The organism is Microbulbifer variabilis, from assembly GCF_052467165.1.
This window is the reverse complement of record NZ_CP174301.1, coordinates 521,260-536,306: the sequence shown is the minus strand read 5'-3', so window position 1 is coordinate 536,306 and position 15,047 is coordinate 521,260. Positions and strand designations below refer to the sequence as shown.

Genomic DNA, 15,047 nt, shown 5'->3' with positions numbered 1-15,047 from the left:
TAGGACTATTGATAGATAAAAATAGATAATTATTATGTTATCTATCAGCAATCCTCTATACAGGTGCCTTGTGTCATCCAGCAGAGCCCACGCCCGCATCGGAACCGCACGACAATTGGAAATCCTCCTCACAGTGTTCGAGCAACGCAGCATTAGTACCGCCGCCAAAACCCTGCACCTGACCCAGCCCAGTGTGTCTATGCAACTGGCCAAGCTCTCCTCGGCAGTGGGGCTACCCCTCTACTATTCTGTCGGCAAACAAATCCACTTCACCGAAGCAGGCCTGACATTGGTGGAAAGTGCCAGAGAGATACTAAAAAGCTATGAGTACCTGGAGCTGAAACTGGCTAAACTCCGGGGCCTGGAAAGCGGTAAACTCCAACTGGCCGTTGTCACCACAGCCAAGTACTTTATCCCCCACCTAATTGGGGAGTTTTATGAACAACACCCACAGCTGGATATTCGCTTTCGTGTAGGTAATCGCCAACAAATCATTGATTATACTGGGGAGGATGCTGATGATTTTTATGTATTCAGTCATCCCCCGCAAAATCCCGATTTGGAACTGGTGGAGTTTTTACCCAACCGCTTGTTGGCTATCGCCCCAGAAAAACACCCGCTTGCAAACAGGAAAAAGATCTCCCTGAAGGAGTTTGCCAGTTGTCCTTTCCTGCGTCGGGAAGAAGGTTCCGGTACACGTCATGCAATTGAGCGCTTCCTGAGAAAAAGGGGGGTCGATCTCAATGTTCGTATGACAATTGAAAGTAATGAAGCCATAAAACATGCAGTGATGTCTGGTCTCGGCGTATCGATTCTCTCCGAGCATACACTTGCCTTTGGCGGGCGTGCCGGCCTTGCCATGCTGAATGTAGAAGAACTGCCCATTATCACTCATTGGTATCTCGCCCGGCGAAAATCCCGCCCCCTCTCTCCTGCTGCAATGGAGTTTCTGGATTATGCCCGTAACCTGGAAACTGTGCCGGAAGAAATTGGAAGCCCCAAAATACTTCAATCCAAGTAATTAACCTTCCCCAACTAAAACAGGGAGGTATCAATCTTATATTTACTGGTGTCTACAGAAGAGATTGTTATTCGTACGATCCCTGCTTTTCTATTTCCCTTAAAAGTCATGCCTTAAAGTTCGTCAAATCCCCTGCGGCCGGCCCGAATCCTGCTACTTTTGGGATACCCGCCGGCAACCTCAAATAAATCCTGGCGGAAAAATCACAACGGCAGAAAAGAAAGAAATTTCCTGCGTAAGTACAGAATTTTTATAGAGGGACATAGTGATGAAACTTAAGGGACTAAGTTGCACCGCAATTACGTTTCTTTTGACCTTTGGTGCAAACTTTTCTCATGCCCAAGAGGACTGGCGTGACATAGAGTGGGGGGACTTTATAGTTAGGTTCGGGCTCAGCTATGTTACTCCCAATGACGCAGCTACATCACTGAAATATCGAGTTCTTCAACAGTGGGATCTTTACAATACAACCTGGGAAATGGACACCGCGCAAACCTGGCAGATCTCAGGAGTTTGGCGCCCCACAGATCGTTGGGGCTTTGAACTGATGCATATTAATAACGCTTCATATGACGTAACCCTGGATAACTTCACAGGCAATCCGGGCCGTGACCAAATCCAGTTAGGAGATTTCAAGGCCTCTAGCACACTCGCTTTCGCAAACTGGTATTTCTTGGACCCTTCCTATTTCACCCGTCCCTATGTAGGAGCTGGGATTAACTATACCAATTACCATACAGTATCAATCAGCCGCCAGTTTAATGAATATCTGATAGATTCAGGCATGGCCGTTGCACCTGGATCATTTAATATGGGGCACTCTTGGGACTGGGCGCTACAGGCCGGGGTGGACTTCAATTTGGATTTTCGCCAGTTTCAGTATCCACTAATAATTAATCTTGCAGCGCTTTATTACATGTCTGATACAGATCCCACAGTGGATTTCCCCACCGAACTGGGCAGTGATCGACTTTACGCCCACTTTGATTACGATCCATGGGTAATCAATATTGGCGTGGGAACCAAGTTTTAAAAACACCTCATTAATTGCAGCTATTAGATTCACCTGTTGAATTTTACCAGTGGATCACAGCAGTCAGCCTACATGAGTCAATAGCTGTCTGCTCCCCGTATATTATTTATCGGAGTCATTGTGGTCATCAAACATAAATTAAACCAGCTGTTCATTATCTTTAAACCTCGATACCTTATTTCATACCTCTTATTATTCTTACCTTTATTATCGATCCATCCTGCTGTAGCGGAGTGCACTCCGGGAAATACCGGTTCAGATGGCCCAGATCAAATTACCTGTGATGAAGATAACGATGCTGAAGACGCAGACGTTAATGCCTTGGGAGGCAATGACACCCTAAATCTAAATGGCGGCAACCTCAATAATGCCTATGGGGGATCCGGTGACGATGAAATCCATATTCTTGGGGCCATAGTGACCAACCTGGTTGATGGTGGCGATGGCGAAGATACTATTGTCTTGAACGAACGCAGTAGTGATGTTGGCACTTATCTTGGCGGTGGAGGTATTCACGGCGGTGCCGGCGATGATGATATTCAAATTCTGGACGGGTTGTCTTTCCATGTTTGGGGTGGCGATGGAAATGACAAAATCACCTTGGATGGTGGTTTTATTTTTAATTACCTGGATGCCGGCGAAGGGGACGACTATATCCACTGGGATGAGGGGCTCAGTAATGAAATTCGAGGTGGCAATGGCTCAGACACTCTGGTTATAGATTCCTACTCCTTCGAGGGCGACGCCATACTTAATGGTGGTGATGATCTCAGCGCTGAAGATGGTGATATTGATACTCTGATTTTCAAGCTGGATTATCGCGTAGATGGAACCCAGTTAGATAATTGGGAGAGGGTTGTTATCTGGGGTAGTTCTAAAATGATTTTTTCCGGCAGCCTCAACGTCGGCGGAGGCCAGGATAGCAATGGCAACCCTCTGGGATTGCACGTCAAGTGGGGAGGGCAAGCTTTTTTTGATACTGACGAATATACCGTGACTGGCAATGTTGCCAATGATGGAACTATCGATCTGGTTAATCAAAAATTCAATAAACTAACAGTAAAAAAAGATAGTAATGGTAACTATGGCCAATATATTGGCGGCAATGGCCGCCTATGGATGGATGTAATCCTTGAAGGTGATAATGCGGGAAGTGACCACTTGTTTATTGAAGGCGAAGCCAGCGGCACTACAGCAGTTACAGTTTTTAACCTTGATGGACAAGGAGCCCGCACCGAAGGTAACGGCATTAAACTAATTTCGGTATCAGAATCATCTACGGACAATGCTTTTGTGTTAAATGGTGATTATGTCACCAAGGATGACCAGCAAGCAGCTATTGGCGGTGCTTATGCTTATACCCTTCATCACAACGGAGTTTCAGGTAACGATGATGGTGACTGGTACCTGCGCTCTGTAGTAAATGACTCAAGCAAATTCCCACAAGGTGGAATGACTCGCTGGCAACCCACTGCGGTATTATATGAATCCCTACCACAGATACTTCGCTCCCTGAACCTTCCCACCCCCTTACGCAGTCGTGTAGGAAACCGCTTTTGGGTGGGTAGCAGTTATAAAGATCTTCTTAATACTGATTACAGTAGTTCAGAAGAAACTGCTATCGATAGCAAAGGCCTGTGGATACGTAGTAGTGCACGTTATATTAGCGCCTCACCAAGCCAATCCACCACCTGGGCCAGCTGGGATCAAAATTATTTTCAATTGCAACTGGGAGCGGATCTACCCCTGAATGTTTCAGTCCTGGGCAGTTCGCCAGTTGCAAGTATGACCTTGCATTATGGCGATGCTAAAAATGATGTGGATTCATTCTTTGGCGATGGTGACATTGATGTCAGAAATTATGGTGTCAGCGCATACTTAACGTGGTACAGCTACCAGGGCTTATATCTGGATACGCAATTAAAACTGGACTGGTTTGACTTCGATTTTGATGCCTACGATCTACGTACTCTGCATAACAGTGGCGAAGCCTACGGTTATGCCATATCCATAGAGGGCGGATGGAGCTTCAAATTATACGATTACTATTCCATTACTCCTTTGGCCCAACTAATTTATACCTCTGAGGAAGCAGAGGATATCGAGGATACTTACGAAGTTCTCGTGAGTGATATCAATAACAATGGTCTTTTATTGCGCCTGGGTACCGCATTCGAGAAAAGAAAAAGCCAGCGCAAATCAAGCCGGAAAATGTATGGTTCGCTACCTTTGGAACGCTTTAGCTTCTATATGACACCAAGCTTGATTTTTAATCTCGACCAGGAAACAGACTTGCTTGTTTCAGGAACCCGCCTATATCAGGAACCGGACAACTGGTTTGGTGAGCTTCGTATGGGCGCCAGTTATGAAGAGTGTGGAGATCATTGCTCAATATACTCAGAAATATTTTATTCAAGTAGCCTGGAAAATCTTGGGGATAGCTTTGTTGGTGGCCTGGAACTAGGTTTCCGCTATAAATGGTAGCAAGTACCAATTATAGCGGCTCATTATTAGCGCTTTTTATTGCAGCTTATCTAGCAATTGATATTCAGAAAATACCTTCTTTAACTTGCAATCATTGCCAGATTTCCTTTTCAGGTTTGTATTTTTTAAGCCAGATCCTTGGGCACCTGGTATTGTTAAAAACCGATCCCGCCAGTGACGGTGATCCGACACACGGACTGCCTTAGTTCCCTGCCTGATACTCATCGCCTTTAGCCAAATATCATCCGCATCAGGGCAAATTTTGAGGAATTTCTCACTATCAAACGCATCTTTATGCAAAGCATGAGGGTGATAAAGTACTCCTCCAACCCCGGTTGGGAATACCATATGGGAAGGTTTGGTATTGGAGAAGCCACACCAGCTTTCCCTCTTTAATCTCCACTTCTCATAGGGAAGTAGGTTTCCAGTCTTATCAAGGGTGATTTGATGGGCACGATGACAATGGATATATGAGGGTTCCCGTAAATAAGCCTGGTACAGCATATCAACCATGTCCGGTGGGTATAAGACATCGTCATCTACAGTAATTATTAAACTATCCGGGAACTGATTAAATGCGTAAAAGTATTTTTTATAAGAGCCAAGATCACCGTCAACAAAAAAGATCTGAAGACCTCTCTGCTGCTGCTTCAGCAACATCTCCGGCACTTTTTCATCGGGAAAATTTTCTCTGGACAACCACAGAGCTATAGCGTCAGCCTTGAGGGATTGTTGGAATAAACTTTCCACACATAAATAAACATCATGGATACGTCGACCGAAGGATGTCAGCGAAACAACGATTTTATCTGGCTTATTATTTCCTACCCCCTCTTCAACACTGGTTAGAGTTTGCTGGCTCAACAGATGACTGCGAACCAGAGACTCCAACTTTAAGTTGTTATTTAAATCGTGGCTTCTGAGCCTTTTTTTCAAAAAGTATTGAAGCATGTCATGTAACCGAAAACTATTTTCTTTGACCATCAAGGTAACCAAAATATGTCACTCTTCTGGTTACCTCTTATAAAAAATAATATACATCAAGGTGTACATGAAAAATGCTCAACAGTATCAAATTTGGAACTATGGTCCATTAACATAGATAAAAGAACTGTTGATACGCACCTTAAATAGAATAACTCACTGATTCGCGGCCATATTTAGTCAACTTATTCACAATAGCCAGGATTTACCCTGTCCAGTTTGCGCAGAAGTCCCGGCCACGCCAGCAAGCCTCCCTGGCTACCTGTAACCATGTCTCCCTCACTAACGATCTTATCCACAATTTCCTGGGGAACTGGGGTCAAAGGAGGATTACCGGCGAGCGCAGCAATTTGTATTTCACAGGCACGCTGCAGGATAAACATGGCGAGGAAGGTATCTGCAATGGTGGAGGCGCAGGTTAACAGGCCATGATTACGTAGGATCATGTAGTTCGCCATACCCAGGTCAGAGACCAACCGCGCTTTCTCATCTTCACGCACGGCAATGCCTTCATAATCATGGTAGGCAATGCTCGATAGGGGAAAAAGGGATTGCTGGGAAATCGGCAACAGCCCTTCGGCATGTGCTGAAACTGCCACACCCGCAGTAGTGTGGGTATGCATAACACAGTGAGCATCCTCTCGAGCCTCGTGAATGGCACTGTGGATAGTGAATCCCGCGGGGTTCACCATCGCACCGCTGTCGTCAACCTTTTCCCCACCCAAGTCGATTTTGACCAGACTGGAAGCGGTAATTTCCTCGAAAAATACTCCAAACGGGTTAATCAGAAAGTGAGATTCGGGCCCCGGAATACGCACGGAAAGATGAGTGAAAATCGTATCATCCCAGCCGTAATGAGCGATTAGCCGGTAGGCTGCAGCCAAGTCGACACGTAATTGCCACTCTTCCTCACTGACCTTTCCCTTTAGTGAAGGCATGATTTCCAGTTGCATGATGCTCTCCTGTTTTCTTATTCGAGCCTCGATTCTGGATGAGCCTTACCGCAAAGACTGTCAATTTGTTTACACTTGGCGAATGAATACTATTGCGGCCATTTTAGATGCCTGTCCTCTGCTCTCCGGATTGCCAATTGAGGCCATGGAGCGGCTTGCGCAAGGAGCACAAGTACGGCGCTTCGGCACTGGGGATATGATTTATCCACCTGCCTCTTTACTGGAACGCCTGTCAATTATTGCCGAGGGGCAGGTACGTATTTGCTCGAGTAATATTTCAGGGCGCGAAGCCACACTTGCCATACTGGATTCCGGAGCCTGGTTTGGCGATACGGTATTTTGCCCTGGTACTCCCCGAGTATTTGGCGCCAACGCTCACAGTGACTGCACTATTGTGGATATTCAAGGCGAACAATTACGCGACTTGATGCGCCGCCACCCAGAGGCTTATCCAATAGTATTGGAACAAGTGAGCCTCCGCTTGTGGGCAGTAATGTCGATTATCCAGGACGACGTCCTGCGGGGTACCGAAGCAAGAGTTGCACGGCGCCTGTTCTTTATGGCACAGATGCATCACGGTAAGGATATTAGTGGCGCAGTGAGCTTTCGACTCACCCGTGAACTACTTGCCAACACCATGGGCATGACCCGGCAGGGAGTTCATCGCGTACTAAAAAATATTGAGTCTAAAGGGCTGATCGAGTCCTCTTACGGTCACATCAAAGTACCAGACTTAAGCCGTCTTCATGCCTATATTGAAGAACTTGATTAAATCACAGCCCGAGCAAACATTGGTTGGCCAGGCTATGACTGACAGAGTTTCTACCCAGCCTCTCCAATTTCTTCAGCCTGTTTATCACCTGCCCCTTCCATCTCCCGGGCTTTCTTGCGGCCATAAAGAGCCAGCAACATGCCCGATGGGAACATCAGGACGCCATAGACCGCAGAGGGCACCGACATTTCACTGGAGTGTAGAAGAGTCAAGGTTACCATCAGGCCAATAGTGCCATTTTTAATACCTAATTCAGTAGCTACCGCCAAGCCCTCACGGCTAGGCAAGCCACAAAGCCGGCTGGCCATTAAACCCAACAAAACACCCAGAATATTTAACAGGACTACTGAAGGCCCGGCCTGGGTCGCCAGCTCATCAATACGATCGCGCATGCCCCACACAAGCCCTACCACAAGAATCAGCAACACCAACGCACCAAAGATGCTTACAATACCCTCTGCACGGCTGGCCAAATGAGGGTTCCAGGCTCGCACCAACATCCCGATAACTACCGGCAGCAATACGATGACTGATAACATCACGACAGTTTTCGCAAACGGCAGCACTATTTCCTGCTCAGCACCGAAGTAGGTTCGCAGTGCATAGTTGGTGAAAAATGGCAGGCTGAGGATAGTGATCAGGCTTGCAGACACAGTAAGAACAATAGACAGGGCTACATTGCCACGGGCGAGCAGGGTGAAAAGATTTGAGGTAGTGCCCCCCGGACATGCCGCGATAATAACGAGACCTACGGCAATCGCAGGGGGCAGGCTAAGAAGCCAGCACAATGCGAAAGCAACAATCGGCATCAGGAGAATCTGGGTGATAGTACCCACCACCAAACCAGCCGGTTTCACAGTTACCTGATGGAAATCCTTGGCCGTCAGGGTCATCCCTATTCCGACCATAATAATAAACAGCGCAATCGGCAGACCGATTGAGATCATGGGTCCTGATTCCACACTAGCCTCCTGAGATTATTATTATTTTGGTAACCCGGTTAGTAGGTGGCCACTTGATAGAGCGACACGCATGAAACACCTATGTAAAACCACTATTTCGAGTTACCAGATTTTATTTCGTATTTTTATTGTTTCGCTGTGCGATATTGAACCCTAGCACAGTCCACCGAAGAGTGCCGCCTCTGGTACACTGCCCAGCATTGATTTCAGGGCAGTCACACTTTTTATGTCACAGATTTTCCCTAGTGCACCAGTGGATCACTGGTCCAATTTACTATGGGCTGTGGGGAGTCCGGGTATTACTGGCTCACTTGAATCAAGTTTTTTGCCCACAACATTGCCATGGTTGCCGGAGAAAAGACGAAAAAGGCTACTGGAGTATTTCGCTCAGTCACAGGTCAACAAGAAACTTTCACCGCAACTCGAGGCATTCCTGCAGCACTATAGCGAGCGCAAACCCACATCCCGATTGGGTGTGTACTTTGAGAGGCTGTGGGCCTTTGTCTTTGAACATCACCCCGACTACCAACTGCTGCACCACAACTTACCTCTGCGTATCGCTGGTAAAACATTGGGTGAACTGGACTTTGTGGTACGACACCTCCCCAGTGATACTTGCGAACACTGGGAGGTTGCAGTGAAATTTTACCTGCAGCTACCTGGCCACTTTTGGATTGGCCCTGAGCTCAGGGATCGTCTGGACATCAAGCTGAGGCGTATGGCGGAGCACCAGCTGCCATTAATCCGGCGCCCTGAGGTAGTGCACCTTCTGCAAGATCTAAATTTAAAAATTGAACAGCAGTGGACCTTGATACCCGGACGTTTGTTTTACGCATTGGAGGGCCCTGCTAAAGCCAGAGGGAAGCTATCAAAACGACAAATGCAATTCTGGTGGGCCGACCCGGATAGCTTCAACCTCTACTTAAGTACTTTCCCTCAATATCAATCTTTACGCTGGTTTTATTTACCTAAACCTACCTGGCTGGCTCCATTGCAACCGGACCTCGCTAGCGAAAGTCACTCTGATGAGCTTCCGAAGGCTTTGGACAAAGCCCCTGTTGACCGCCCTCTCTGTGTTGCGGCAAAGGATAAAAGCGGGGAAGTCTGCCGCGGATTCATTGTTCCAAAACACTGGTATCCAGAGGCACTGGCAAGCCTGCCTGGCCACTGAAAACAGAGGTGAGTGTGGTGTACTCAGCGAGCAGCCCAAACAGCCTCTATCCGAAATATCCCTCCTAAAGTTGTCTCCTTTCCTTCCCTGTAACTCGCCTAAGGCAAACAATTTCCGATTACTTATTGACATAGATCAATTTATATTTACAATTTTCAGAAATTTCTGAAATTTAAGAATTCCATGAAACTTTCCAGTCAAGCCCAGGCGTTCGTACTGCATTTCGGCGAGATGGGCAGCCGGTGGGGCTTTAATCGTACTGTCGGCCAGATGTTTGCGTTGCTCACTATCCACCCATCGCCCCTCAATGCAGAGCAACTTGCCCAGGCTCTCAAAATCAGCCGTGGCAATGTGAGTATGGGGCTTAAGGAGTTACAGGCCTGGCGATTGATCGAACTGCACCACCAGCCGGGAGATCGCAAGGATTACTTCACCGCAGCCGGTTCAATCTGGGACCTGGCACGCACAGTCTTTGAAGAGCGCCGAAAACGGGAACTAGACCCAACCCTGAGCCTACTGCGCCAGCTGTTGCTCAATGAGCCCCAGGATGAGCAGGAAGCCCAGGCCCAGGAAAAGATCCAGGAGGTCTACAGCCTATTGGAGTTACTGGAGGAGTTTGCCAACACACTGAGCAAACTGGAGCATGATGACCTGCTTAAATTGATGAAGCTTGGCTCAGGCATCGTCAAGCTGCTGGAACTCAAAAGCAGACTTACAGGTGGAACGTCAAGCTCCGACTAAAAGTACGCCACGGCAATAAAAGAAATACATAGAAGTAGTCAGCCCGGGGATTGAGAAATCCAGCGGGCTACAGAAAAAGCGGTATAGGGATATACCGCCGCCGACCCAGCGTCGGTAACCGCTCAAAAAATACTGGCAGGTCCATACTTCTGCATTGGTGTTTTTTCGGGCACCCCCGGGTTACTCAGGAAGAGTACCCAGTTATCTGGTTAAAAATAGTTCCGACCAGCAGAGGCACCCATGCTAGATACTCTGATCCTCTCCAGAATACAGTTTGCCGCCAACATCAGTTTTCATATTTTATTTCCCACTATCACTATCGCTCTCGCCTGGATTATCGTCTTTTTCAAGCTCCGCTATGACCAGACGAATAATCCTGTTTGGATGCGCGCATATCGATTTTGGGTGAAGATCTTTGCCCTGACATTTGCCCTTGGGGTTGTCAGCGGTATTACCATGTCATTCCAGTTTGGCACCAACTGGCCAGGCTTTATGGCTCAAGTCGGTAATATCGCAGGGCCATTACTGGGTTATGAAGTACTCACTGCTTTTTTCCTCGAGGCCACATTCCTCGGTATTATGCTGTTTGGCATAAACCGCGTTCCCAGCAAAGTTCACACCTTCTCGGCATTTGTTGTAGCCATAGGCACAACACTCTCCGCCTTCTGGATTATCGCTCTTAACTCCTGGATGCAGACCCCTTCTGGCTTTGAAATGCGCGACGGTGTCGCTTACCCAGAAAGCTGGCTCGCAATTATTTTCAATGCCTCTTTTCCCTACCGCCTGACACATATGCTGCTGGCTTCGGGATTAACGGCAGCCTTCTTTGTCGCTGGAATCTCTGCCTATCGCATTCTGAAAGGCGACCCCAAACGCGCCCCGCGCCTGGCATTGAAAACCGGTCTGGTGCTGGCGGCAGTTCTCATTCCTATCCAGATTTTTGTGGGGGATTTACATGGTCTCAATACCTTTGAGCACCAGCCGCAAAAAGTGGCAGCTATGGAAGGTGTATGGGAAACGGAGAGAGGTGCGCCCTTACTGCTATTCGCAATTCCTGATGGCGAGGAGAAAACCAATCACTTCGAGATTGCCATCCCCAAAATGGCCAGCCTGATCCTAACCCACGAGCTGGATGGCGAAGTACGAGGTATTAATGAATTCCCAGGAGACCACCCCCCAGTAGCGCCGGTATTTTTCGCCTTTCGCATTATGGTGGGTGTAGGCCTGTTGATGCTCGCCGTGGCCTGGGGCGGCTGCTACCTGTTATGGCGGCGAAAAGAACTTCCTCGTTGGGCACTGAAAACCCTGGTGGGAATGACCTTTGCCGGCTGGGTAGCGACACTTGCCGGCTGGTATGTAACAGAGATCGGTCGCCAACCCTGGCTTGTTACAGGTGTATTAAAAACCGCTGACGCAGTCACCCAGCTACCTCCCTCCCATGTCGGCTTCTCGTTAACTCTTTACCTGATTGTCTACGTGATCCTTTTATACGCCTATATACACACCCTGAAAGTAATGGCCTTGAAGTCAGTCAAAGTGGAGGAGTTTGAGACACAAGAACCGCTCGCAGGAGGCAGCCTGACCAACCTGCCTCATTCAACCCAGAAGTCGACAAAGGGGGATTCACAATGAGTGAGGGGGCAACTTCCGCTGCCTATTGGCTGCCCGTAATTTTCATTGGCCTGATGGGGCTCGCAGTACTCGTGTACGCTATTCTCGACGGCTACGACCTGGGAGTCGGTATCCTACTTCCTATGGGCGAAGAGGATGAGCCTCAGCGAGACACTATGATCGCCTCAATTGGCCCCTTCTGGGATGCCAATGAAACCTGGCTGGTACTGGCTGTCGGCCTGCTGCTGATCGCCTTTCCAATCGCCCATAACCTGGTATTGATGCACCTTTATATTCCCGCGGCAATTATGTTGGTCGGGCTAATCATGCGAGGTGTGGCATTCGACTTCCGTGCCAAGGCCGCCGTAGGACACAAACTCGCCTGGGACCGAACTTTCAAAGCGGGCTCCCTCACCACCAGTCTCTCCCAGGGCTACATGCTGGGGCAGTATGTCATGGGTTTTACACCCGGCTGGCAGGCACAACTGTTCTCTGCCGTCAGTGCATTGGGTGCTACCGCCGCATACAGCTATATGGGCTCGGCCTGGCTGGTGTTAAAAACCGAAAATGAGCTACAGGCGCGCTCGGTGCGTTGGGCACGCAGGGCCGGTCGCGCAACCCTGCTCGGTGTTCTCTCGGTATCGGTAATCAACCCCTTGGTCAATCCAACCGTCTTTGATCGCTGGTTTACCTATCCGCTGGTAATGTTTGTGCTGCTGATCCCCACCCTTTGCTTCCTGGCCTTTATCTTTAATGATGTCCTGCTGGCAAGAATGCCAAAGAGTAATGACAGACATAGCGCTCTTCCCTTCACTATGGTGGTGATCATCTTCTTGATGTGCTTTATCGGCTTAGCTTTCAGTTTCTTTCCCGATATCGTGCCGGGACAGCTGAATATTTGGCAGGCGGCCAGCGCCACTGCATCACTCAAGTTCATTTTGGTTGGTGCGCTGATTGTTATACCAGTCATTCTTGCCTATACCGCTTTTTCTTACCGGGTATTTCGCGGCAAAGCAACCGAGCTTCACTATCACTGAAGAAATAGTTTCCACTTTCAAGGGGTAGCAACATCTATTCAAATAAAATTTGGTAGCGCGGAACTACCCCACAAATCAAACAAAATCCCCTTGCTCGCCGAAATTGGTACGATAATAATCATCAATTCCAGAAGACAATTTTTTACAAGGAAGTAAAGCGCATTTCTGGCGCTTTCAGATTGCGCTTGTCTAAGGGGGAGGTGAATTTGAACCAAATCGATCGACGGGCTATCAGCCGGCGCGACACTGCTAGTCCGCGCAAACCACAACGTAAGAACGGCCGCGAGAAATACGAGAAGCTTCTCGATGCGCTGGAAACCTTAATCGCTGAGCAGGATTCAACCGATATCAGCCTCGCAAACCTGAGCCAGGTAGCCGGGGTTCCTGCAGCATCTGTCTACCATTTCTTTCCCAGTGTGGATGCCAGCCTTACTGCCCTGGCAGAACGGCACTACAAGTCTTTCGGAGACGTAGTGCTGGGCCATTCAGACTTTTCACCTGCGGAAAGTTGGCAGGATATGCTCAATCAGCTGTGTGATCTGGTACGCAGCTACTATGAAGACAATATTTCTGCACTGAAGGTACACTACGGACCGCAATCCAGCTGGGCATTGCGTCAACTGCAAATGGAAAATAACTGGCGTTTGGCAGACACCTTGATAAAGAATCTGTCTCGCGAGTTTGAACTGCCTCCATCGCAGGATTGGCGCGACCGCTTTATGTGTGCGATCAATATCAATGACTCTTTCTGCTCCCAGGCTTACTCGCGTTTCGGAAGAATAACCGATGAGTCCGCGGCTGAAGGTAAGCGAGCGGCAGCCGCATACTTGAAGCTTTACCTGGGAGAACTGTTACAGAGGCGCCAACTGCGCTTCGCTCCGCTGGAGGCTTCGGCCTAAACAGCGTACAGGCCTCTTTTAGTAGAGGATTCTCAATCCACTCTTGCTTAAAAAATAAACCCGGCAACAAAATTGCCGGGTTTATTTTTGCCCATCACTTATTCGCCACATCCTATTCTTCAATTCCAACAAACTCAAAAACAAATAACCATCACAACCCAAAACCCCTAAATCATTAGCTTTCCAAAAACGAAGGCCTATTTGAAAAAGAAAAATATCATCAACTTCCCAGGTAAAATAAATCACGGAAACTTCTTTAAAAATCACTCGTTTATTACTACTTATTCTTGATTTTTCATCGATATCTGTCATCACAAATTGCCCATTTCCGCCCTAAAAGGGCAGTATTCAATCGACCCATTTGTGACCATCTGGACCCGAACTAGAATTCGTAGTGAAACTCTTACTGGATCAAGTGGAGGTTCTCATATGCCCATTGCCGCGCACGAGCTGGAATCGGACTTCCCAGAGTATGCAGAAACCATCAAGATACTTCTAAGGGATGACCTGCAATTCAAACTGGAGAACGACCTCTACCGAAAACTTGATAAACAAATTCGCGGTCTTCAAGACAGCGGGATAGGCACTGATGACGACCACTACTCCAGCCTAAAAAAACAGCGTGCTTATCTTAAGCAGCATCTCTATAACCGCATCACAGGAATGATTACCCATCATTAATTTGCGATGGCTATTGTCTGGACATTGCCGGCGCCATTCAGCACACTGAAATCACAAGCAATCAGAACAAGTTGATGGCGCCATGCAACTCTACCTGACTTATTCCTCTCCCTTTTCTCGAACTGCCCGTATTGTCGTTCATGAACATAAACTCCAGTCTGTTATCACTGAGCAATTTTCCCATCCATTTCAAAATGAACAGGAATTAATCTCCAGCAATCCCCTTGGCAAAGTGCCCTGCCTGAATCTGGACAATGGCAGTGCCATTATGGACAGCGAAGTTATTTGTGCCTACCTGGACAAACAACTTGGAGATGGCCACCTGAGTAAAGCCATGGAGAATGACTGGGATCTGCGCACACTTTACAGCACGACCTCAGGATTGATGGAAACCCTGGTGCAGCGACAAATGGAAAAACTGCGTAAGCACGAAGGATTGCACTCAGAGTTCTGGTGGCAACGTTTTAACGACGCAATCACCAGGGCACTGGACTTCCTTGAGTCAAATGTATCAAAGCTCCCCAAACAGCTCAGCCTGATCCATATTAACCTTGGCTCAGCCCTGTCATATCTGGACTTCCGTCATGATGATTTCGATTGGCGCAATGGACGACCACAGTTAACTGCCCTATCGGAAAACCTTGAAGCTCGTGAAAGCTTTCGTGCCACTCACTTGCACGAATAACCCTAGTTTCTAC

Annotated in this window: 15 protein-coding genes; 11 read left to right on the top strand and 4 right to left on the bottom strand. The window is 47.9% G+C overall.

The annotated features are described in order from the left end of the window. The first annotated feature begins 70 nt into the window (after positions 1-70). From ACJJIP_RS02330 to ACJJIP_RS02320, 3 genes are all read left to right on the top strand, one after another. A complete protein-coding gene (locus ACJJIP_RS02330) occupies positions 71-1,021 on the top strand; it encodes a LysR family transcriptional regulator (protein WP_040629047.1) in 951 nt (316 codons plus the stop codon). A gap of 268 nt (positions 1,022-1,289) precedes the next feature. After that, positions 1,290-2,054 carry an OmpW/AlkL family protein gene (locus ACJJIP_RS02325; protein ID WP_020414568.1) on the top strand — a complete coding sequence of 255 codons (765 nt, stop codon included), beginning with the start codon at positions 1,290-1,292 and terminating at the stop codon, positions 2,052-2,054. Between the two features lie 120 nt (positions 2,055-2,174). Next, positions 2,175-4,538 carry an autotransporter family protein gene (locus ACJJIP_RS02320; protein ID WP_444946147.1) on the top strand — a complete coding sequence of 788 codons (2,364 nt, stop codon included), beginning with the start codon at positions 2,175-2,177 and terminating at the stop codon, positions 4,536-4,538. 36 nt (positions 4,539-4,574) lie between these two features. Here ACJJIP_RS02320 and ACJJIP_RS02315 read toward each other — a convergent pair whose 3' ends face one another. Both ACJJIP_RS02315 and ACJJIP_RS02310 read right to left on the bottom strand, forming a co-directional pair. After that, positions 4,575-5,522 (bottom strand): glycosyltransferase family 2 protein, encoded by a 948-nt coding sequence (locus ACJJIP_RS02315; RefSeq protein WP_444946146.1) that lies wholly within the window; start codon positions 5,520-5,522, stop codon positions 4,575-4,577. Positions 5,523-5,707: 185 nt separating this feature from the next. Next, on the bottom strand, positions 5,708-6,475 hold the full coding sequence (locus tag ACJJIP_RS02310; protein ID WP_020414566.1) for a class II aldolase/adducin family protein: 768 nt from the start codon (positions 6,473-6,475) through the stop codon (positions 5,708-5,710). Positions 6,476-6,557: 82 nt separating this feature from the next. Here ACJJIP_RS02310 and ACJJIP_RS02305 point away from each other — a divergent pair, with 82 nt between their 5' ends. Then, entirely contained in the window at positions 6,558-7,247 is a 690-nt protein-coding gene (locus ACJJIP_RS02305; RefSeq protein WP_444946145.1) for a Crp/Fnr family transcriptional regulator, read from the top strand. Between the two features lie 50 nt (positions 7,248-7,297). On the opposite strand, the gene ACJJIP_RS02300 is transcribed toward ACJJIP_RS02305, so the two are convergent. Further along, positions 7,298-8,209, bottom strand: a complete 912-nt coding sequence (locus tag ACJJIP_RS02300) for a bile acid:sodium symporter family protein (protein WP_026305232.1) — start codon at positions 8,207-8,209, stop codon at positions 7,298-7,300. A 226-nt stretch (positions 8,210-8,435) separates the two neighbouring features. Here ACJJIP_RS02300 and ACJJIP_RS02295 point away from each other — a divergent pair, with 226 nt between their 5' ends. The 5 genes from ACJJIP_RS02295 (at position 8,436) to ACJJIP_RS02275 (ending at position 13,668) form a co-directional block, all read left to right on the top strand. After that, entirely contained in the window at positions 8,436-9,380 is a 945-nt protein-coding gene (locus ACJJIP_RS02295; RefSeq protein ID WP_444946144.1) for a DUF1853 family protein, read from the top strand. Between the two features lie 183 nt (positions 9,381-9,563). Continuing rightward, a complete protein-coding gene (locus ACJJIP_RS02290) occupies positions 9,564-10,121 on the top strand; it encodes a GbsR/MarR family transcriptional regulator (protein ID WP_020414562.1) in 558 nt (185 codons plus the stop codon). A gap of 240 nt (positions 10,122-10,361) precedes the next feature. Continuing rightward, positions 10,362-11,753, top strand: a complete 1,392-nt coding sequence (locus ACJJIP_RS02285) for a cytochrome ubiquinol oxidase subunit I (RefSeq protein ID WP_020414561.1) — start codon at positions 10,362-10,364, stop codon at positions 11,751-11,753. Further along, complete coding sequence (locus tag ACJJIP_RS02280) at positions 11,750-12,769, top strand: cytochrome d ubiquinol oxidase subunit II (protein ID WP_444946143.1); 1,020 nt, start codon at positions 11,750-11,752, stop codon at positions 12,767-12,769. The genes ACJJIP_RS02285 and ACJJIP_RS02280 overlap by 4 nt, the downstream gene beginning before the upstream one ends. A 206-nt stretch (positions 12,770-12,975) precedes the next feature. Then, on the top strand, positions 12,976-13,668 hold the full coding sequence (locus ACJJIP_RS02275) for a TetR/AcrR family transcriptional regulator (protein WP_157533611.1): 693 nt from the start codon (positions 12,976-12,978) through the stop codon (positions 13,666-13,668). A gap of 81 nt (positions 13,669-13,749) precedes the next feature. Here the strand turns inward: ACJJIP_RS02275 and ACJJIP_RS02270 are convergent, their stop codons facing one another. After that, positions 13,750-13,980 (bottom strand): hypothetical protein, encoded by a 231-nt coding sequence (locus tag ACJJIP_RS02270; RefSeq protein ID WP_020414558.1) that lies wholly within the window; start codon positions 13,978-13,980, stop codon positions 13,750-13,752. A gap of 117 nt (positions 13,981-14,097) precedes the next feature. Here ACJJIP_RS02270 and ACJJIP_RS02265 point away from each other — a divergent pair, with 117 nt between their 5' ends. Further along, a complete protein-coding gene (locus tag ACJJIP_RS02265; RefSeq protein WP_020414557.1) occupies positions 14,098-14,349 on the top strand; it encodes an HP1242/YdcH family protein in 252 nt (83 codons plus the stop codon). 82 nt (positions 14,350-14,431) lie between these two features. Continuing rightward, positions 14,432-15,034 (top strand): glutathione S-transferase family protein, encoded by a 603-nt coding sequence (locus tag ACJJIP_RS02260; RefSeq protein ID WP_020414556.1) that lies wholly within the window; start codon positions 14,432-14,434, stop codon positions 15,032-15,034. The last annotated feature ends 13 nt before the right edge of the window (positions 15,035-15,047 follow it).